Origin of the sequence: Bacteroides sp. 3_1_23 (assembly GCF_000162555.1) — a bacterium.
In the GTDB taxonomy this organism is placed as follows: Bacteria; Bacteroidota; Bacteroidia; order Bacteroidales; family Bacteroidaceae; genus Bacteroides; species Bacteroides ovatus.
This window is the reverse complement of sequence record NZ_GG774949.1, coordinates 1,763,397-1,784,348: the sequence shown is the minus strand read 5'-3', so window position 1 is coordinate 1,784,348 and position 20,952 is coordinate 1,763,397. Positions and strand designations below refer to the sequence as shown.

Below are 20,952 nucleotides of genomic sequence, written 5' to 3'. Positions count from 1 at the left end.
GAAAAATAGAATATCAATAAAATATGCGTTTTTTGTGGAACAGCTTGCTGCATCTCATCTATACTACGTGCACAACAGGATGCATCCCAAATGAATGTGCTTTTTATAATGGCTGATGATATGCGCCCCGAACTGGGGTGTTACGGGGTAGATGTAGTGAAAACTCCTAATATGGACCGTTTGGCGGCAAGTGGCGTCTTGTTTCAGAATGCGTATTGTAATATTCCTGTGAGTGGGGCATCCCGGGCTAGTTTATTGACGGGTGTATATCCTCATTACCCCGATCGCTTTATTAGTTTTTCCGCCTATGCCAGCAAAGATTGTCCCGAAGCAATACCTATTTCGGGATGGTTCACCCGGAATGGTTATCATACTATTTCGGACGGCAAGGTGTTTCATCATATCAGCGATCATGCGGATTCGTGGAGTGAGCCTCCTTACCGGAATCATCCGGATGGATATGATGTATATTGGGCGGAATATAATAAATGGGAACTTTGGATGAATTCGGAATCGGGAAAAACGATTAATCCGAAAACGATGAGGGGACCTTTTTGTGAATCTGCTGATGTTCCTGATACTGCCTATGATGATGGGAAACTTGCAAACCGAGCTATTCGTGACTTGAAAAGGATGAAGGAGGCTGGCAAACCTTTCTTCTTGGCTTGTGGTTTCTGGAAACCTCATTTGCCGTTCAATGCCCCAAAGAAATATTGGGATTTATATAAACGGGAGGAAATACCTTTGGCTACCAATCGTTTCCGACCTGAAGGATTGCCGGAGCAGGTTCGTAATTCGAGCGAGATATATGCGTATGCACGGGTTGCGGATACGAGTGATATTGACTTCCAGCGGGAGGTAAAACATGGATATTATGCTTGTATGAGTTATGTGGATGCACAGATTGGCAAGGTATTGGATGCATTGGATGAACTGGGATTATCGGATAATACAATTGTGGTTTTGTTGGGAGATCATGGCTGGAATCTGGGAGAACATGATTTTATAGGTAAACATAATCTGATGAATACTTCTACTCATGTACCGTTGATTGTCCGTGTGCCGGGAATGAAAAAAGGAAAAACAAAATCGATGGTGGAATTTGTTGATTTGTACCCGACTTTATGTGAACTTTGTAAACTGCCTGTTCCCGCTGAACAGCTAAGCGGGCAAAGCTTTGCCGGGGTTTTCAAGAATCTGAAAGCTAAGACGAAAGGTGAAGTCTATATTCAGTGGGAAGGAGGAGATAATGCCGTTGACCGGCGTTATAGTTATGCGGAATGGATGAAAGGCGACGTGAAGAAAGCCAGTATGTTGTTTGACCATCGGATTGACGGGAAGGAAAACAAGAATCGGGTCGATGAAAAAAAATATAAGAATAAGGTTGAATCATTATCTTCTTTTATCAGAATAAAGAAGTCATCATTAAAGAAATAATATGAAAACAGTTTTATTACAGTCCAGCCGTTTGGTATCGGTTGTTTTATTCATGCTTTACGGAATGTCGATGTTTGCCCAGCGACAGGATATCTTGCTAAATAATGATTGGAATTTCCGGTTTTCGCATCAGGTACAGAAGGGAACAGAGGTAAGAGTTGATTTGCCTCATACTTGGAATGCGCAGGATGCTTTGTCCGGTAAGATAGACTATAAACGGGGAATTGGTAATTATGAGAAGAATTTATTTATTCGTCCCGAATGGAAAGGAAAACGTCTTTTTATTCGTTTCGAAGGAGTGAATAACATTGCAGATGTGTTTATAAATCGTCGTCATATAGGTGAGCATCGTGGGGGATATGGAGCTTTTATCTTTGAGATCACAGGAAAGGTGGAATATGGAAAAGAAAACTCTATATTAGTACGGGTGAATAATGGTGAACAGTTGGATATTATGCCTCTGGTCGGTGACTTTAATTTTTACGGAGGTATTTATCGTGATGTACATTTGTTGATTACTGATGAGACGTGTATTTCTCCTTTGGATTATGCTTCCCCCGGAGTACGTCTGATACAGGATAGTGTGAGCCATCGGTATGCTAAGGTGCGGGCTATTGTTGATTTATCAAACGGGAGTAGTGGTAATCAGGAAGTGGAGCTTAACGTACGCCTGTTAGATGGTCAAAGGGTGGTGAAAGAAGGAACAAAGAATGTGAATCTTTCTGGAAACGAAGTAATGCAGCAGGAACTTACATTTGAAATCGATCAGCCTCATTTGTGGAATGGTCGTCAGGATCCTTTCCTTTATCAGGCGGAAGTGACTCTTTTCCGGAATGGTCAGATGGTAGATCGTGTTACACAACCGTTAGGACTTCGTTTTTACCGGATCGACCCTGATAAAGGTTTTTTCCTGAATGGAAAACATTTGCCTCTTCAAGGCGTTTGCCGTCATCAGGATAGGAGTGAGGTGGGCAATGCGCTGCGCCCGCAACACCATGAGGAAGATGTGGCATTGATGTTGGAGATGGGAGTGAATGCTGTTCGTTTGGCGCATTATCCGCAGGCTACTTATTTTTATGATCTGATGGATAAAAATGGTATTATTGTATGGGCTGAAATACCTTTTGTGGGTCCTGGTGGATATAATGATAAAGGTTTTGTGGATTTACCTGCTTTCCGTGCCAACGGAAAAGAGCAGCTCAAAGAACTGATTCGTCAACATTATAATCATCCTTCTATTTGTGTATGGGGGCTGTTTAATGAGTTGACGGAGTTGGGAGATAATCCGGTTGAGTACATCAAAGAATTAAATGTGCTGGCACATCAGGAAGATACTACCCGGCCTACGACCTCCGCAAGTAATCAAATGGGAGATTTGAATTTCATAACGGATGCTATTGCTTGGAACCGTTATGATGGATGGTATGGTGGCACTCCCGCTGATTTGGGGAAATGGTTGGATCGAATGCATAAGGATCATCCGGAAATATGTATTGCTATCAGTGAATATGGTGCCGGCGCAAGTATTTACCATCAACAAGATTCGTTGGTTAAAACTGTACCAACCAGTTGGTGGCATCCTGAAAACTGGCAGACGTATTATCACATTGAAAACTGGAAAACAATCTCTTCCCGTCCTTATGTATGGGGGAGCTTTGTCTGGAATATGTTTGATTTTGGCGCTGCACATCGCACTGAAGGAGACCGTCCCGGAATTAATGATAAAGGTTTGGTCACCTTCGACCGGAAAGTTCGTAAAGATGCTTTCTACTTCTATAAAGCCAACTGGAATAGGGAAGAACCAATGCTTTATTTAACAGGCAAACGTAACACAGTACGTACACAACGTTTGCAAACAATTATTGCTTTCACGAATCAGGCAGGAGCCGAATTGTTTGTAAACGGTAAGAGTTATGGTAAAACAACACCGGATTCGTATGCTATTCTGGAATGGAAAAATGTGGAACTAGAACCTGGTGAAAATGAAATAAAGGTTGTTTCCACTAATAAGAAGTTACCTTTGAGCGATAGTTTTCATTGTAGATTGTGATAGGTAGTTTAAATGATAATCGGAAAGAGCACTGTAAACAAAGTAGGTTTGCAGTGCTTTTTTTCTAGGGGTTTCTCTTTTGGGAGATAATAATCCTTCCTGAATCTATAACAGCGGATAATGATACTCCAACAGTATAACAGATCATATCTGACCATAGAAAACCATGTCCAAAGATTAATGCTCCAAGTGTGGTGTTTCGTACAGTATTTGCCCAGTCTGCTTGGTATAGTTGGCTAATTTCTATACAATAAGAAAATAATAAGGAAATAACAATGGTCTTGAGTATAGATAATGACGGGAAAAGAAAGCGTATTCCACAATACACCATGGCTGCCCAAAGCGTATCGCCTGAATACTCTGCGATAAATTCGGGCAATATATCACCATGTTTTCGGGAAGCCAATCCTAACACTATAATTGCGGAAGTAATTGCTAAATAAATCCAACGTTTGTTTTTCACGCAGTAATGTTTTAGTATGGTGCAAATTTATAAAATTAAGTTGGATAACTTGGCAGGATGGATCAAACTCTGATAAAAACAGATTTTATTTACATACTAAACCTTTCGTTCTTTTGAAATGTTATAAGGTCGTTCGAGCTTTATCTCGATAAATGTGTTCATAACCAACCGATTTACGCAATTGTTGTGGAAACGGCTGCAGTTGGTCACTTAAAAAGTTAGTAATTAAAATAATAGAGTTATGAAGAATCTTTTTCGACCGTTGTTAGTACTGACAGGATGTATAGTATTGGTGAGTTGTGTAAGTCAGAAGCAATTTAAAGGTTTAAAAACTGATTATACAAAGTTGCAAACAGAATATCAGGAAAGTCAATTGCAGCTAAGAGAAAATCAGGCACGTTCAACAAGTCTTGAGGAGAGACTTGCCGAAGCGCAGCGGAATAATAGTGAGTTACGCAAGAGCTTGTCCGATATGCAAAGCATCTTGAATAAGAGTCTTACACAGAGCTCTCAAGGGAATATGAATATGGGTAAGTTAATAGATGAGATCAATGCTTCAAACCGTTTCATCCAGCATTTGGTTAAAGAAAAGAATAGATCAGACTCTTTGAATCTCGTAATGGTCAATAAACTTACCCGTTCGCTTACCCGTGAAGAGATGCGTGACTTGGATATTAAGGTATTGAAAGGTGTTGTATATATTTCCTTAGCAGATAACATGCTTTATAAATCAGGAAGTTATGAAATTAGCAATAAAGCAGAGGCTGTGCTTAGTAAAATAGCCAAAATCATTCAGGACTACAAAGATTATGATGTTCTGGTAGAAGGAAATACAGATACCGATCCGATATCTCGTACGAATATACGTAATAATTGGGATTTGAGTGCGTTGCGTGCTTCATCTGTTGTTCAGGCATTACAGAATGTTTATGGTATAAATCCCAAACGCCTGACTGCTGCCGGTCGAGGTGAATTTAATCCGGTAGCCGGTAATGATACGGCAGAAGGAAAAGCTCGTAACCGCCGGACCGAGATTATTATAACTCCTAAACTGGATCAGTTTATGGATTTGATAGATCAGGCTCCTGATAATTCTTCATCAGGTATAGTGGGGGATGAGAATACAAAAGAGTAAAGGAAATATTTCCATCTAGGGCTAATAATAAAGCGATGAATTTGAATTCATCGCTTTATTATTAGCAATTTGAAACAGATACAGTAAAGTGTTAGAGGTATCTATATTTTATTTTCAGAGCTTGAGAAATTGCTCTATTTTATAGAGAGTCCGATTTGAAATGAGTATTGCTGATTTTAAATGTTTTCGGCAGATGGACCTATTTTGAAAATTCAAACTCATATGGATAAGGAGTTTGATTCCATGAAACCCATTCTATCTTTCCATAATTATGCAAATCACATGGGAAAACCACAGAATAGTCCCATGGATTATATCGATATGGTATGTCAACATATTGACAAGCATATTTATTTGAATATAGCCAATGATATCCTGTTTTAGAGTCGCTATATATTGCTACCATAAAATATTTACCAATCTTTACTTTAGCGGAAGTATATGTTTCCTTTATTGACGAGGCAAATATAGAATAAGTAGCATCAACTATGCTACCATCTTTCTTTTTAATTTTTTGATTTTGACAGCAAATTCCAAGTTTCATCTTGTATTTTTTGATAATCAAGTATATTCCCTGAAAAAGTTTGCTTTTTCACATCAAATTCCTCATTGTTGTCAGCCTTAAATAATAAAAATGTGGTGGAAATATTTTCGTAATCAGACTCTGGAGTAAGAGCTTTGTATCCATTTAGCCAAATTTCCTGAATGTCACTTTTTTCTTCATCACTTTTACTACATCCAACTACTATCAGTGCAGTCATAATTAAAAATAGAAGTTTTTTCGGGCTGACCCCAAAGGAACCCTGAATGCATTTGACGCTGTCAAGTTTCTCTTGGTATTCATTGAGTATATTACGTAGTTTGGTATTGATTAGTGCTGCGTCTGGACGTTTGACTACTTGCCCGTTTTTGAATTGTGAAAGACTGTCGACTTTGAATCGAGTGACAATGTACTTTGTTTCTTCTTTGTGATGGATGGCTATACAAATTTTGTGAGATCCATCACTTAACACCTTTGCTGGGATTAGAGCTAATCTGATTGTTGCCATAGTTTCAAAATTTAGAGAAAACACTCGGACAAGATTTCGACAAGGTAAATTGCTCAAAAGTGAGAGTTTTCTCGTTTTTTTTAATCAATAGCAGCTAATTAGAAAAGTAAAAAGGCTGATTAACCATTTGATAATCAGCCTTTCTGCTAAGTGATTCCGCTGCGATTCGAACGCAGGACCCACGCCTTAGAAGGGCGTTGCTCTATCCAGCTGAGCTACGGAACCAGCCTTATTTGCGGATGCAAAGGTAGTGCTTTTTATGAAAACTCAAAAACTTTCCGGCACTTTTTTATTCATATTTTTCTTTATGGCTATGAATCAGTAATTTATAAAAGAGAAATATTTTGTTTACTTATATGATTGGGGAGGAATGAATAGGAAAACGTCATTTTTACGAAGAATAACGAACGTTATATAGGTTTCAAAAAGGTCAAAAAAAATAAAATACGGTTGTGTTTTTCTATTATAACTTCTACTTTTGAACGATAAACAACTAAAAAACACATAAAGTTATGAAGAAATTGATTTTTTTATTTGCATTTTGTATTGTAGTGACTAATGTTTTTGCACAAACCGCCCCAGAGCAATTGAAAAAAGAAGGAAATGATGCATTTAATGCTAAAAATTATCCAGTAGCGTATGCGAAGTTCAGCGAATATCTGAAACAGACTAATAATCAGGATTCTGCAACAGCTTACTATTGTGGTATAGCAGCAGACGAAGTGAAAAAGTATGCGGAAGCCGTGACCTTTTTCGATATTGCTATTCAGAAAAAATTTAATATAGGAAATGCGTATGCTCGTAAAGCTTTGGCTTTAGATGCACAAAAGAAGACTGCTGAATATGTAGCTACATTAGAAGAAGGGCTGAAAGTCGATCCTAAGAATAAGACAATGGTGAAGAATTATGGTCTTCATTATCTAAAAGCAGGACTTGCAGCACAGAAAGCAGGAAAAGCAGAAGAAGCTGAAGATTGTTTTAAGAAAGTAATTCCTTTGGATCACAAGCAATATAAAACAAATGCATTGTACAGTTTAGGAGTTCTGTGCTATAATGATGGCGCTAATATCCTGAAGAAAGCTGCTCCTTTGGCAAATTCTGATGCAGATAAATATGCTGCAGAAAAAGAAAAAGCTGATGGTAGATTTAAAGAAGCATTAGACTATCTGGAAGAAGCTGCTAAGATCTCTCCGGAAAATGAAAATGTGAAGAAGATGCTTCCTCAAGTGAAAGCTGTTATGAAGTAATTTGACCAATTTTATAAATGATAAAGGGTTGCCGATATGACACGTCGGACAACCCTTTTTTATTGCTATCTTTTTCTAATCTATACTTTTTGTGTACATTTGCCTTCCCTAAACGTAGAAGTATTTTATATGCACTTATATAATAAGGAACAGGCTATTAAACGAATGAACCAGTTGGGACAACTCCACCGTCCTTTCATTTTCATTATAAATTATCTACAAGATGTATCTTATATAGAGGAGGTTGCCGCTGTTGATTCCGCTGAAGTTTTGTATAATTTGAATGGATTTACCAATCAGATTATATCGGCTGAAGATGATATAGCTACTTACTCCGCAAAAACAGTGCCTTCACTACATTGGCAGCCTTTCGCAGAATCTTTCTCTTCTTATCAACGTTCGTTTAATATCGTGCGACGGAACATCCTGGCAGGAAATAGTTTCCTTACGAATTTGACGTGTCGCACTCCGGTAGAAACCAATCTCACTCTGAAAGATATTTATTTTCATTCAAAAGCGATTTATAAGCTATGGATTAAAGATCGTTTTACGGTTTTCTCTCCTGAAATATTTGTTAGAATTCATCAAGGAAAAATTAGCTCATATCCGATGAAGGGAACCATTGATGCTTCAATTCCCTCTGCTGCTCAATTATTGATGAATGATCCGAAAGAGACTGCCGAACATGCTACCATTGTAGATCTGATTCGTAATGATTTAAGTATGGTTGCCAACCGGGTGTCAGTTTCCCGGTATCGGTATATGGACAGGTTACAGACTAATCGGGGAGTCATTTTCCAGACGAGTTCTGAAATTCAGGGTATATTGCCTGAAAATTATCAGGAGCATTTGGGAGATATTATTTTCAGATTACTGCCAGCCGGTTCTATTACCGGTGCTCCAAAGAAAAAGACGATGCAGATTATCCAGGAAGCTGAAACCTACGACAGAGGATTTTATACAGGAGTTATGGGATATTCTGATGGCATTGATTTAGATAGTGCCGTTATGATACGTTTTGTAGAACAGGAAGGAGAGAAGATGTATTTTAAAAGTGGAGGTGGGATTACCTGCCAGAGTGATGTGGAAAGCGAGTATAATGAAATGAAACAAAAAGTATATGTACCCATTTATTGAGACTATCCGGATAGAGGATGGACAGATTTATAATCTTGATTATCACACAGAGCGCTTTAATGAAACCCGTGCAGCTTTTTGGAAAGACAGCACTCCGCTGGATTTACGGGAATTTATATCTCCGCCAACTTTAAATGGAATTCATAAATGCCGGATTGTATATGGAAAAGAAGTGGAAGAAGTTACGTATGCGCCCTATCAGATGCGACAGGTATCTTCTTTGCATTTGGTTGTGTCCGATACCATTGATTATACTTATAAAAGTGCGCATCGGGAAGAACTGAATGCCTTGTACGCTCAAAAAGGAATGGCGGATGATATTTTAATTGTGAGAAATGGCTATCTGACAGATACCTCTATAGCTAATGTTGCTCTCTATGACGGAGATACCTGGTTCACACCAGCTCATCCGTTACTCCGGGGGACGAAACGAAGCGAATTTCTGGACAGGCAGCTCATTGTTGAGAAAGACATTCCGCAAATATGTTTGAAAGACTATTCCCATATCATGTTATTCAATGCAATGATTGACTGGAAACACATTATATTGCCTATAAATGAGAAACATTTAATTCTATAAACTATAATTAACTGAAATATACAGAGAACTGCTGAACAAAAGTCTCTTTTGTACTGTTATATTTATGTGTTTTTCATAGTATTAGATATAAGATTAATTAAAGAGATTGTACTTCACTTGTGAAAGCTAAAGTACGTCAGAGACAGAAGAGTCTGTTTTTTTGATAAATGTGTTAGAGCATCGGTTTTACCAGGCCGATGCTTTTTTTATGTCCTTTTACCCCCTTTTGTAGTTTATATGAAATAAAATTTGTACGTTTGTAGAGTAATAATAGAAAATGATAAAGATGAACATACCCGTTATCTTTCAGTTTTTAAAAGATCTTTCCGCGAATAATAATCGTGAGTGGTTTAATGAGCATAAGGCAGAATATGAAACAGCCCGTGCCGAGTTCGACAACTTTTTGGCAACAGTGATCGCCCGTATTTCCCTGTTTGATGAAACTATCCGGGGGATTCAGCCCAAAGACTGTACTTATCGTATTTACCGGGATACCCGCTTCTCTGCGGATAAAACACCTTATAAAATACATTTCGGAGGTTATATCAATGCCAAAGGAAAGAAGTCCGATCATTGTGGATATTATGTACACTTGCAGCCGGATGGTTCTATGCTTGCCGGAGGAAGCCTGTGTCTGCCTACCAATATCCTGAAAGCAGTGCGACAATCTATCTATGATAATATCGAAGAGTTTGTTGCGATCGTAGAAGATCCGGAGTTTAAGAAATACTTCCCGGTGATAGGAGAGGATTTTCTGAAAACAGCTCCGAAAGGTTTTCCGAAAGATTTCAAGTACATTGATTATTTGAAATGTAAAGAATATGTTTGCTCTTATAATGTTCCAGATGACTTCTTTACCCGACCGGATATGTTGGAACAGATAGACAAAGTGTTCCGGCAATTCAAACGGTTTGCCGATTTTATAAATTATACGATTGATGATTTTGAATAAATAATGCCTAGAATATAAACTTTAAAATTTAACTTATATGGTAGTAGATACTTTAGAAAATCTGGAGAAATATGCGTCTTTAAACCCTCTGTTTGCACAGGCTATTGAATTCTTGAAGTCTCATGACCTCCAAGCCATGGAAGTTGGTAAGACAGAACTGAAAGGAAAAGATTTGTTGGTGAATATTGCACAAACCAAACCTAAAACAAAAGAGGAAGCCAAACTGGAAACTCATAACGAATTTATTGATATTCAAATCCCATTGTCGGGAACAGAAATAATGGGGTATACTGCTGCTAAAGACTGTGTTCCGGCAGATGCACCTTACAACGAGGAAAAAGATATTACTTTCTTCGAAGGATTAGCAGAAACATACGTTGCCGTAAAACCGGGAATGTTTGCTATCTTTTTCCCGCAAGACGGTCATGCTCCCGGTATCACTCCAGATGGTGTGAAGAAAGTAATCGTAAAAGTAAAAGCATAATCCTAATTCAATTCTGATATGGAAAAGACACTTAATCTCGTAAAAAACGATCCCTGGCTGGAGCCTTTTGCCGGTGCTATCACCGGACGCCATCAGCATGTATTAGACAAAGAAGCTGAATTGACGAATAAGGGAAAACAAACCCTTTCAGATTTTGCATCGGGGTATCTTTATTTTGGATTGCATCGCACCGATAAGGGGTGGACTTTCCGTGAATGGGCTCCTAATGCTACTCATATTTATATGGTGGGTACATTTAATAATTGGGAGGAAAAAGCTGCCTACAAGCTGAAAAAACAAAAGAATGGCATTTGGGAAATCAACCTGCCGGCGGATGCCATTCATCATGGCGATCTCTACAAACTGAATGTATATTGGGAATGCGGACAAGGCGAACGTATTCCTGCGTGGGCTACACGTGTGGTACAGGATGAACAGACCAAAATATTCAGTGCACAAGTCTGGGCTCCGGAGAACCCCTATAAATTCAAGAAGAAAACATTTAAGCCCGACACGAATCCGCTGTTGATTTATGAATGTCATATCGGAATGGCACAGCAGGAGGAAAAAGTGGGCACATATAACGAATTCCGCGAGAAAATACTTCCTCGTATTGCTGAAGAAGGATATAATTGTATCCAGATTATGGCTATTCAGGAACATCCATATTATGGAAGCTTCGGTTATCATGTATCCAGTTTCTTTGCTGCCTCTTCGCGTTTTGGTACCCCCGATGAACTAAAAGCATTGATTGATGCTGCTCATGAGATGGGTATTGCTGTGATTATGGACATCGTTCATTCACATGCAGTGAAGAATGAAGTAGAAGGACTAGGAAACTTTGCCGGTGATCCGAATCAGTATTTTTATCCGGGCGCTCGTCGCGAACATCCGGCTTGGGACTCTCTCTGCTTTGATTATGGCAAGAATGAAGTGATCCACTTCCTGTTGTCAAACTGCAAGTACTGGCTGGAAGAATATAAATTTGACGGATTCCGTTTTGATGGAGTGACTTCTATGTTATATTACAGCCATGGACTGGGTGAAGCTTTCTGTAACTACGGAGATTATTTCAACGGTCATCAGGATGATAATGCGATTTGTTACCTGACACTGGCTAATGAAGTGATTCATCAGGTAAATCCGAAGGCGATAACCATTGCCGAAGAAGTTTCCGGTATGCCGGGACTGGCTGCCAAAGTAGAAGATGGCGGTTACGGCTTCGATTATCGTATGGCCATGAATATTCCGGACTACTGGATCAAGACAATCAAAGAAAAGATCGATGAAGACTGGAAGCCTTCCAGCATGTTCTGGGAAGTAACCAACCGTCGCCAGGATGAAAAGACCATTTCGTATGCAGAAAGTCATGACCAGGCATTAGTAGGAGATAAGACGATTATCTTCCGCCTGATTGATGCCGATATGTACTGGCACATGCAGAAGGGAGACGAAAATTATGTTGTCAACCGTGGTATTGCTTTGCATAAAATGATCCGCCTGCTGACCTCTTCGACTATCAACGGAGGTTATCTGAACTTTATGGGAAATGAATTCGGGCATCCCGAATGGATTGACTTCCCGCGTGAAGGTAACGGATGGTCGTGCAAATATGCCCGCCGCCAATGGGATTTGGTGGACAACAAAAATCTGACCTATCACTATATGGGTGATTTTGATAAAGAAATGCTGAAAGTTCTCAAGAGTGTGAAAGATTTCCAGGCAACACCTGTTCAGGAAATATGGCATAATGATGGCGATCAGGTATTGGCATACGAACGGAAAGACCTTATATTTGTCTTTAACTTTAATCCAAAGCAGTCATTCACTGATTATGGATTCCTGGTAACTCCGGGAGCTTATGAAGTGATACTGAACACCGACGATGTAGCATTTGGAGGAAATGGTTTAGCAGACGACTCTGTCGTGCACTTCACTATTACCGATCCGCTGTACAAGAAGGAAAAGAAAGAGTGGCTGAAACTCTATATTCCTGCCCGTACCGCTGTAGTACTTAGAAAGAAAAAATAATTTTATCTTTAAATCAAGAAGCCCCCGCAAATATTATTGAATATCTGCGGGGGCTTTCTCGTTTATTACCCTATTATATAATTCAGTTCCTAGTTTTCCAGAAAGGTACTTGGCCCGAGAATATCATACATATCACTAACGTTGCGCGTTTTGAGCAATACCCCTTGTGGAGTATAGAATAACTGATATTTGATGTCGACATTATCTTGCCCTACCTTAATTACTATAATAGCCTGCCATTTGGGAAACTCCACCATTGTCACATTATCTACCACCCAATTTGCGTATGGGCCGGATACAAAGGCATTATAGACTGTTGGGGTCAGCCGGTCGAGACTGACAAGATCAGTCTGCGTCATCACCCATTGTCCCCGAACGTTGAACCATACATTTTTAGTAAATCCGTTCATTGCAAAGTTGGCACAATAATATCCGTCGTCTTGTGACCAGGCGACGCCATTTGCTTTAGGATACATTTTCTTGAAAGTCGACTGTACATTGCCGGGAGGGGTATCTCCAAAGACAGATGTAGATAATAGCAGAAACAATGCGATTGCACAAATCATAAATTTCTTCATAAGCTTTGAGTTTAGAGGATTATTTATCTACCTAAACAGCCTTTGAGAATATTTGTTTGAGTGATGTGCATAAAATAATCCCCCGGTCATTCATAAGTGACCGAGGGATGAAGAGTATACAGATCTTAGTCTTTTTACTTAAAAAGTAATCTTTAAAATCTTTCCGTTATAGCCTCCGACTGAAACATCCGTGGGCTTATAAGGTAATAGGCTAATTTCTTCTTTAGCGCCCGTCATCAAATCAGTGGCCTGATAAGATTCCATTTGAGGAATCTGTAAAAAGTCGAAAGCATGTGAAGGCACATTGATAGCAACATCTACCAGTTGACTGTCGAAATTAATAATGAAAAACAGAATCTCATTTTTATATTTTCGCATAAAAGTATATTGTTTATGCTCATTGAAACGCCATCCGTTTATATTGGCATACATTAAATCAAAGAATACTCCCTTGCTGATTGCCTGCTCTTCATTACAAATCGTCAGTACTTTTTGGTAGATAGAGTAGAGGTGTTTATGCTCTTCAGTAAGCATCTTCCCGTCAAATTTACCTCCGTTGCGCCAGCGTCGTATGCTGTCTACACTCCAATAATCGAATATAGTAGTCCGTCCGTCCCTTCCGCTAAATCCTTCACTATCCATGCCCAGTTCTCCAAACTCCTGACCGAAGTAGATCATCATAGGATTAGTGTTCATACAGGCGGAAACGATCAGTGCGGGAATTCCTTTACGCGGGTTGCCGGCAAAGAAATCAGAAGCGATACGTTGCTCGTCGTGATTCTCCAGGAAGTTGAGCATCTTTTTCTCTATTCCATTCAGACTTTGCCAGCAATGAGTGATAGCGGATGCAGATTCATATCCACAAGCTACATTGCGTAACGTGTCATACAGCCCTACCTTATCATACAGGTAATCAAACTTGCCGCGGAACAGATAGTTACGGTATTCACCTGGATTGTAAACCTCTGCGATGAAAAGTATTTCAGGATAAGCCTCTTTTACTTGAGGAATAGCCCATTCCCAGAATTCAACAGGAACCATTTCGGCCATGTCGCAGCGGAAACCGTCAATGTCTTTTGATGCCCAGAAAAGAAGAATGTCCAGCATCTTTATCCAAGTATCCGGAGTCGGGGAGAAGTGGCAGGTACCGCCATTCTGATAATCCACTCCATAGTTTAATTTCACTGTTTCATACCAGTCGGTGATATTGGGAGTAGCATCAAAACGATTGTTACCGGTAGCTTTCGCCGGGAATTCCCGGTAAGGCTCTGCTGCACCGTCTTTCATATCAAACTGGGCATGAAGTTCCGCTTGCGGAATATAATAGAAATTATTATATGGGCTGAAAGATTGGCTGGAGTCATCGTTAGCTCCCAATTCGGTCGTACCGTCCGGTTGTGCATCCGAGTGATATTGGCGTGCTACGTGATTAGGTACAAAATCAATAATTACTTTCAGACCTGTGCGATGTGTGCGATGTACCAGATTCTCAAATTCTTTCATACGTCCTTGCACGTCGTTAGCCAAGTCAGGATCTACATCATAATAATCCTTGATAGCATACGGAGAACCAGCTTTTCCTTTCACAATAGCAGGATGATCCGGACTGATATTATAACGGCGATAGTCCGTTTGAGTGGCATGCTCGATGATGCCTGTATACCATATATGTGTAGCACCTAATTTCTTGATTTCACCAAGTGCTTTGAGCGTGAAATCAGCCATTTTCCCGCAACCATTGGTGGCAATGTCTCCATTGTAGACACAGTGGTTGTTGTTATTTCCAAACAGGCGGGTGAATACTTGGTAGATAATTATTTTATTTTCGTCATTCATATAGAGTAGATTATTAATATTCGTATTCATTCTTGTTTCTGATGGATAGGAGATTATTTCCATATTTTCCCCTTTTCTTCCAACAGTTGACTAAGTACTTCGTTAGCTGTATTATAGCCTTGCCCGAAGATTTCTTCAGCTTTTTCCAGTTCGGTGTTACTGTACCCGTATAGGTTGTATGGTTCGATTAATAAATCGCATTTTTCTCTTTCGGGAAAGGTATTGGCGCGGAACATGAAATGGAATGAGCGCATAGCAATGCTTACAATATTCATTTTGTAATCCTGTGCCATGATGGGACTTACGTTGACAGCTACCACTTTATTGCAAACCCTGCGCAGGGTAGAGACCGGAAGATTCATCATCAATCCTCCATCCACATAGTTAGTGCCGTCTATGTTGACCGGAGAAAACATGACAGGCATACAGCAGGAAGCGGCGACCCGTTCCGCTATGCTTCCCCGATGAAAGTGAACCATGCGACCGTGATCGAGGTCAGTTGCTGTGATAATCAGGGGAAGTTGTAGCTCTTCCAGATTTTTTGCTTTTAAGTTAGTCCGGAGAAAATCAATAAATTCACAGAGGTCAAATAGTCCCTTCTTGGGAATCACCAGTTTGGTTAAATCCTGGAATTTATGTCCGGAGAAATAATCAAGTACTTTGTGCGGCTCGTTGCCGTCCGCGTAAAAGACACCTGCAAGTGCCCCTGCACTTACTCCAGAGATGATTTCCGGTTTAATATCATGTTCCAAAAGAGCTTGCATGACTCCCAAATGGGCAAATCCTTTAATAAATCCTCCGCTTAGTGCATAGCCAATCTGATATTTCCGGCTATTCCAGTTATTTGTGAATACCTCCATGAATTGCTTTCTTTAGTTCGCCACGAATTTAGTGAATTTATTGAAAGTAGGAGGAATATAATGGATAGTTTTTTTTAAATCCATACCATCTGTCTTGTTCACATTTGAAATAAACCGTCATAGAACATAAAACACGGATGGAAACTCTGCTCCGGCACCATGCCGGTCAGAATCCGAAATCGTCTATCTCAACTTTGTGCTCTTCGCTTTCTTTGAATGGTTTTGCTTCTTTTTGTACGGGATTTCCTTCGATATAGATGGCACGGAATGGACGGGCTGGGCAAACATATTCACATCCTCCACAACCTACACATATTTCTTTATTTACATGAGGAATCGTCAATCCGTCCTTATACGGCACCATCGCTACTGCTTGTGTGGGACAGTGTTCGGAGCAGGCTCCGCAACTGGTTCCATCTGTATAAACAATGCAATTTTCCTCGATGAAAACAACATATCCCATTTGTGTAAGATGTTTTTGCTCTACACTTATGGGAAGAATTGCTCCATTGGGACAGACATCTCCACAGACAGTACAGTCAAAGTTACAAAATCCTTTCTCAAAGCTAACAGTAGGTTGCATCATGCCTGCCAAGCCATATTCCATAAAAGCCGGTTTCAAGATATGAGAAGGGCATTTGCTGACACAAAGATGACAGGATGTGCATTGCTGTTGGAAGTGTTCCCGACTGATAGACCCCGGAGGAGTGATCGGATTTTCCTTTTTGTATGCCTTCTTACCTTCCAAGCTTGCTACAGATTCCTTGGCTTGGGAGATGAGTTTGGGGGTTGCTCCGGCAGTAACAAGACCGGCAACCAAAAAACGGCGTTTGGATGAATCCAAATCCGGTGATGATGGTGCAGGAGTTTCTACATCAGACTGTTTTTTTAAAGAAGGGGCGTAAACTAATGCTTTTTGTTTGCATACTCCCAAACAGTTGAAACAATCTACACAACGACTATAATCAATAGCGTGTTCTTTACTATTGATGCAAGCTGCTTTGCATTTGGTGGCACAAAGCCCGCATCCATTACATTTGGCAGTATCAATACGGACTTTGAATAATGAAAATCGGCTCAATAACCCCAATATTGTTCCTACGGGACAAATCGTATTGCACCATGTCCGTCCATGTTTCCATGCCATTACAAAGATGATTGCAAGAGTAATAATAGCGATGAGAAGGGAAGAAATGCTCAAGATGGAGGTGTCTACCTGATAAAATGTATAATTGTCAAATCTGGCAAAGAGTGATTCCAGCAGATTATTCCCCAGCATATAGATAGGTTTGAATATGTGCACTACTACACGTCCATACGCACTGTACGGATCGAGCAAACCAACAATAAATGTAAATCCGCATAGAAACCCGATCACTGTCAGTCCGAGCACACCCCAGCGCAATTTGTTTTTTGCAGGACTGTAACTATATCTTTTTTTCTTTTTTCCCGTTGCTTTGGAAATGCGTGCAATCACATCCTGCAAGATACCCATAGGGCAGATTGTAGAACAATATACACGCCCGAATAAAAGCGTTAACGCAATAAGAAATAATAAGATACCTATACTTAGTGAAAGCAAAGCTGGAACAAATTGCAAATGTGCCAGCCGATGGAAACTGTTCGGTAATATTTCTGCGAAATCGAGAAAAAAGAAAGAAATCAGCACAAATAAAAGTGCTGATATTCCAATACGTAGCCTTCTTAACATGGTTGTTTTACATCTTAATTCGCTTGACATTCAATTTGTCAATGTTCATGGTTCCTATTTTCAATGCTTCCCCATTGGCGAGATGTCCTACTGTATCCAGTGGCATCTCACGTACTTGATTGAAGAACTTGGCAGCAGCCGTATCCACGGCTACAATATCCGGTGAGATAAACAATCCTTTTGCCAATACAACATCGGATGCAGAGCGTCCCCGGGGACCGTTTGTTTTCATGATCCGGTAGGCGTCTACTACGTTGAGTACAGCTTTCTTCTGTAATGTACAGATATCTGCGATGCATTGTTGCAAATCGTTCTGGTGGAAGAATCCGCGATCCCACACAATCCCCATGTGATTTTTCATGGAGATAGTCAGATTGGCACCTCCGTGATTCTTCAGAATAGGAACATTGATCCATACATCACAATCCAGAATCGCTTCGTGCACTTTGGCTTTCTTCATCTTTTTGCCTTTTGGCAGATCAATTGGTTTGTAATACGACTCCAGATGTGCAGGCATTACTTTGGCTCCGGCTTTTTTGGCAGCAGCTTCAATACCACTGTTTTTGTAGCATTTCTGCCAATCGTCACAAGTATGGTCGAACACGACCACTTCTTTAGCTCCGGCGGCAAAACATTGTCTGACGATTTCTTCAATCAGTTTCGGATTCGTATTTCCCGCCAGTTCCGGCACTTTATCCCAACCGATATTAGGTTTTACAACCACTTTCTGTCCCGGTTTGACGAATTGCTTCATACCCCCCAGTTCGCTTATGGCACGGCGGAACATCTCTTCGGGTTCTCCACCCATAACGGCCACCAGATCAGGATTGCTTCCGTTTGCTTTATTGATTGTTTGAGTTAACACCTCCATAGCCTCTGAACGCTGTATAGTCAGGGCGGCTCCGGTGATAGCTACTGTTTTTAAAAAGTCCCTTCTGTCCATCTTTCTATATTAGTTTAGAGTTTTGCAATTGCTTTCAGGAGGGCGTATCCGCCGAACCATTGCAGTAACATTCCCGGAATACCGATACGGAAGTCCTGTACTGCTTCGTAGAAACTTCCGACGATGGCCCATTCAAATGCAGTGCCTATGACCTGATAAGTGAGTACGACACCAAGAATGGCCAGTAATGAAACCGATTTTATAGTACGTGCTGCAAGAGCTGAAGCTCCGGCGAGTAAGGACGATTTGATTAATAGGATGGGAAGTACCGCTTCCGAGGGCATGGCAAACAATAAATGATTGATGACTGGTGAAAGAATAGCAGTCAATAATCCTACAAGAAAACCATATTTATAAGCCGCAATCAGCGTGAAAAAATAAATAGGTAACAGGGTAGGACCACCATAAGGTACAAGATGGCATAATTGTGGAAGTGCAATGTTACCCGCTACAAATAGTAAGGCGAACAGGTAGGTTTTCACATTGCTGTGTTTCAGCGAATAGAGTTTGACGGATGTTTCCATTTTCGTTGATACTTTAATGTTGAATAGAACGATAATATATTAATAATAAGACTTTTCTCCAGATAAAAGGTTTAATCCGACTGATATATTATTTTAATCCTGTAGGAAAAGAAAGTTTCAGGCGCTTGAAACTTTTAGTTTCCCGGCATGAAACTAATGGTTTCTCGGTGTGAAACTGATGGTTTCAAAGCGTGAAACTATAAGTTCCACACTGGGAAACAAAATAGGACAGGCAGGATTGTACTGTACTGGATTTAGTTGACAACTTCGCTTGTTATACCTAAGTTCGTTTACTCAATATTTTTTAAAACCTAAATAAGTTTACTTGTCCCTTTGTAATTCCTGTATAAGTTGTCATTTTAGATATTTTGCAAAATTATGTATCTTCTCTTATAAGTGCAAGACTTCGGGCTGTAAACTTTCATTAAATAACAAAAACTCTTCGCTCGGGGATCGCCCTAGCGGCAACCTTAGATTTGCAGCATCAAAATATTTATCTTTGAATTGATATTGAAAGGAAAGCAAAAGGAAAACCATCAGCGGCAATAGAAGTCAAGTCTAAGTCCCTATTCGGTCCTTTTGCTCCTTCCTTGAACTCAAACCCATATAAGAATTTCAGTAAACCTGTTTAAGGTTATTAGGTCAAGTTCAGGTCCTTTCTTTTTTGTTTAATGTTCAAAAACAAAAGTATGAAAGTTTTTTATTTAGGAGTTGATGTGAGTAAGAAAAAATTGGATTTATGTTTAAGGAGTAACGGTAAGGACATCCTTTATGATGTTATTCCTAATGATCTATCCTCTATTAAATCTTGGTTAACAAGAACGTTTGAGAAATTTTTCCTCTCTGAGGACAGTTTGGTTGTCTGTGCGGAACATACAGGGCAATATACCTATCCTTTGGTCTGTGCAACAAAAAGTATAGGAGTCTACTTATGTTTGGAAGATGCAGCTAAAATAAAATATTGTCATGGAATACCTCGTGGCAAAAATGATAAAATAGATGCCTGCCGAATAGCAATGTATGCAGAAAGATATAATGATTGCCTACAACCGTATACCGCATCAGAGCTTATAATACAAAAACTCAAAAACTTATCAACAGAACGCAGTATGCTTGTTGCAGATAGGGCTAAATATCAATCCCAGCTAAAACCTAATGTCCCGATAATTGTATAATGATATGCAATTTCGTTATGGGAGATTATCCGTTCATTCTTTCTTTAATCTTTCCCCATGCATGCGTATCGAATAGACAACTTTGGCGCATCGTCTCATACATCTCTTTAAATCTGGACATAGGTATGGTATAGCTTAGTTTGTCAGCTTCGAAATGAGGGCGAACCGATGGGTCGAAGAAACCGAGGAAAGTGCGTTTGCCTCCTTTACGATTTTCTATCGTGGCTTGCGTCACTACAGCACTACAGCCGGAACCAAAGGTAGAAACGACGCAATCTGCTGCGTTATTATCATAAAAAGCCCAAGTGGTCAAGCCCGAAAGCATATCCGGATTTGCCAGAAATACGACACCTTCTATTTCTTCAAGGCTTTCTACCTTATCTATACGTGCAAAATGAAGATACTTGTTTTCTGTTCGGGGAACTCCGATTTGCTGTATAAAGTCGATGACCATTTCAGGAGTCTGTTTGTATTTCTCTTTGAGCGAAACGAAAGTCGGTACACGTTCTGGCATTTCGGTGAAGCCAGTATAGAATTTACCGCCGCCACAACCGATGTTTTCAGCATTCAGGCTGATAATACCACCATCTCTTACCGTCTTCATACCTTTGAAGAAGCAACCGTTTATCTTTTCTGTTTCTCCTTTTTGCTCGTCCGAGTACCAGAAAACAAGAGGCAATTCAGCATTTTTTCCGAATGCCTCTCTGAAATTTTGAATAAAAGTTTGGATGTCCATAAGCTTATCAATTTTGGTTCTTTA

The 20,952-nt window shown here is 39.9% G+C and carries 20 protein-coding genes and 1 tRNA gene; 10 read left to right on the top strand and 11 right to left on the bottom strand.

All coding sequences use genetic code 11. The features are described 5' to 3' along the window. The first annotated feature begins 90 nt into the window (after positions 1 to 90). Together HMPREF9010_RS17270 and HMPREF9010_RS17275 are read left to right on the top strand one after the other, a co-directional pair. Entirely contained in the window at positions 91 to 1,437 is a 1,347-nt protein-coding gene (locus HMPREF9010_RS17270; RefSeq protein ID WP_008647989.1) for a sulfatase, read from the top strand. Positions 1,438 to 1,489: 52 nt separating this feature from the next. After that, the gene (locus tag HMPREF9010_RS17275) at positions 1,490 to 3,487 is read left to right on the top strand and encodes a glycoside hydrolase family 2 protein (RefSeq protein WP_008647987.1); all 1,998 of its coding nucleotides are present in this window, start codon (positions 1,490 to 1,492) and stop codon (positions 3,485 to 3,487) included. 64 nt (positions 3,488 to 3,551) lie between these two features. Here HMPREF9010_RS17275 and HMPREF9010_RS25300 read toward each other — a convergent pair whose 3' ends face one another. Next, positions 3,552 to 3,950, bottom strand: a complete 399-nt coding sequence (locus HMPREF9010_RS25300) for a DUF2809 domain-containing protein (RefSeq protein WP_004295836.1) — start codon at positions 3,948 to 3,950, stop codon at positions 3,552 to 3,554. A 241-nt stretch (positions 3,951 to 4,191) separates the two neighbouring features. On the opposite strand from HMPREF9010_RS25300, the gene HMPREF9010_RS17280 reads away from it, so the two are divergent. Next, on the top strand, positions 4,192 to 5,085 hold the full coding sequence (locus HMPREF9010_RS17280) for a flagellar motor protein MotB (protein ID WP_008647985.1): 894 nt from the start codon (positions 4,192 to 4,194) through the stop codon (positions 5,083 to 5,085). Positions 5,086 to 5,284: 199 nt separating this feature from the next. Here the strand turns inward: HMPREF9010_RS17280 and HMPREF9010_RS26480 are convergent, their stop codons facing one another. The 3 genes from HMPREF9010_RS26480 to HMPREF9010_RS17290 all read right to left on the bottom strand — a co-directional run bounded on the left by HMPREF9010_RS26480 (position 5,285) and on the right by HMPREF9010_RS17290 (position 6,359). Beyond that, positions 5,285 to 5,629: a hypothetical protein gene (locus HMPREF9010_RS26480; RefSeq protein ID WP_232284323.1), complete on the bottom strand. Its 345-nt coding sequence runs from the start codon at positions 5,627 to 5,629 to the stop codon at positions 5,285 to 5,287. Further along, on the bottom strand, positions 5,592 to 6,134 hold the full coding sequence (locus tag HMPREF9010_RS26475; RefSeq protein WP_232284322.1) for an Arm DNA-binding domain-containing protein: 543 nt from the start codon (positions 6,132 to 6,134) through the stop codon (positions 5,592 to 5,594). The genes HMPREF9010_RS26480 and HMPREF9010_RS26475 overlap by 38 nt, the downstream gene beginning before the upstream one ends. 151 nt (positions 6,135 to 6,285) lie before the next feature. Then, positions 6,286 to 6,359, bottom strand: a tRNA-Arg gene (locus HMPREF9010_RS17290). 287 nt (positions 6,360 to 6,646) lie between these two features. Between HMPREF9010_RS17290 and HMPREF9010_RS17295 the strand changes: the two genes are divergently transcribed. The 6 genes from HMPREF9010_RS17295 to HMPREF9010_RS17320 all read left to right on the top strand — a co-directional run bounded on the left by HMPREF9010_RS17295 (position 6,647) and on the right by HMPREF9010_RS17320 (position 12,565). Next, a complete protein-coding gene (locus HMPREF9010_RS17295; RefSeq protein ID WP_004295839.1) occupies positions 6,647 to 7,381 on the top strand; it encodes a hypothetical protein in 735 nt (244 codons plus the stop codon). Positions 7,382 to 7,510: 129 nt separating this feature from the next. Further along, on the top strand, positions 7,511 to 8,518 hold the full coding sequence (locus tag HMPREF9010_RS17300) for an aminodeoxychorismate synthase component I (protein ID WP_008647983.1): 1,008 nt from the start codon (positions 7,511 to 7,513) through the stop codon (positions 8,516 to 8,518). Continuing rightward, complete coding sequence (locus HMPREF9010_RS17305) at positions 8,502 to 9,098, top strand: aminotransferase class IV family protein (protein WP_004318214.1); 597 nt, start codon at positions 8,502 to 8,504, stop codon at positions 9,096 to 9,098. The genes HMPREF9010_RS17300 and HMPREF9010_RS17305 overlap by 17 nt, the downstream gene beginning before the upstream one ends. Positions 9,099 to 9,375: 277 nt before the next feature. Continuing rightward, positions 9,376 to 10,050, top strand: a complete 675-nt coding sequence (locus HMPREF9010_RS17310) for a DUF2461 domain-containing protein (RefSeq protein ID WP_004303345.1) — start codon at positions 9,376 to 9,378, stop codon at positions 10,048 to 10,050. Between the two features lie 37 nt (positions 10,051 to 10,087). Beyond that, positions 10,088 to 10,534, top strand: a complete 447-nt coding sequence (locus HMPREF9010_RS17315) for a YhcH/YjgK/YiaL family protein (RefSeq protein WP_004303343.1) — start codon at positions 10,088 to 10,090, stop codon at positions 10,532 to 10,534. Between the two features lie 18 nt (positions 10,535 to 10,552). Further along, positions 10,553 to 12,565 (top strand): alpha amylase C-terminal domain-containing protein, encoded by a 2,013-nt coding sequence (locus HMPREF9010_RS17320; RefSeq protein WP_004325877.1) that lies wholly within the window; start codon positions 10,553 to 10,555, stop codon positions 12,563 to 12,565. An 89-nt stretch (positions 12,566 to 12,654) separates the two neighbouring features. On the opposite strand, the gene HMPREF9010_RS17325 is transcribed toward HMPREF9010_RS17320, so the two are convergent. From HMPREF9010_RS17325 to HMPREF9010_RS17350, 6 genes are all read right to left on the bottom strand, one after another. Continuing rightward, a complete protein-coding gene (locus HMPREF9010_RS17325) occupies positions 12,655 to 13,143 on the bottom strand; it encodes a PepSY-like domain-containing protein (RefSeq protein ID WP_004303340.1) in 489 nt (162 codons plus the stop codon). Between the two features lie 138 nt (positions 13,144 to 13,281). Further along, positions 13,282 to 14,979, bottom strand: coding sequence for an alpha-amylase family protein (locus HMPREF9010_RS17330; RefSeq protein ID WP_004318215.1), 1,698 nt, complete (start codon positions 14,977 to 14,979; stop codon positions 13,282 to 13,284). Between the two features lie 53 nt (positions 14,980 to 15,032). Then, complete coding sequence (locus HMPREF9010_RS17335; protein WP_004295848.1) at positions 15,033 to 15,839, bottom strand: patatin-like phospholipase family protein; 807 nt, start codon at positions 15,837 to 15,839, stop codon at positions 15,033 to 15,035. A 166-nt stretch (positions 15,840 to 16,005) separates the two neighbouring features. Continuing rightward, positions 16,006 to 17,550: a 4Fe-4S binding protein gene (locus HMPREF9010_RS17340; RefSeq protein ID WP_032852497.1), complete on the bottom strand. Its 1,545-nt coding sequence runs from the start codon at positions 17,548 to 17,550 to the stop codon at positions 16,006 to 16,008. 7 nt (positions 17,551 to 17,557) lie between these two features. After that, the gene (locus HMPREF9010_RS17345; RefSeq protein ID WP_004295850.1) at positions 17,558 to 18,493 is read right to left on the bottom strand and encodes a DUF362 domain-containing protein; all 936 of its coding nucleotides are present in this window, start codon (positions 18,491 to 18,493) and stop codon (positions 17,558 to 17,560) included. Positions 18,494 to 18,507: 14 nt separating this feature from the next. Continuing rightward, positions 18,508 to 19,017, bottom strand: coding sequence for a hypothetical protein (locus HMPREF9010_RS17350; protein ID WP_008647975.1), 510 nt, complete (start codon positions 19,015 to 19,017; stop codon positions 18,508 to 18,510). Positions 19,018 to 19,706: 689 nt separating this feature from the next. Between HMPREF9010_RS17350 and HMPREF9010_RS17355 the strand changes: the two genes are divergently transcribed. Further along, positions 19,707 to 20,192, top strand: a complete 486-nt coding sequence (locus HMPREF9010_RS17355) for an IS110 family transposase (RefSeq protein WP_232284321.1) — start codon at positions 19,707 to 19,709, stop codon at positions 20,190 to 20,192. A gap of 25 nt (positions 20,193 to 20,217) precedes the next feature. On the opposite strand, the gene HMPREF9010_RS17360 is transcribed toward HMPREF9010_RS17355, so the two are convergent. Continuing rightward, positions 20,218 to 20,928: a DUF169 domain-containing protein gene (locus tag HMPREF9010_RS17360; RefSeq protein ID WP_008647972.1), complete on the bottom strand. Its 711-nt coding sequence runs from the start codon at positions 20,926 to 20,928 to the stop codon at positions 20,218 to 20,220. Between the last annotated feature and the right edge of the window lie 24 nt (positions 20,929 to 20,952).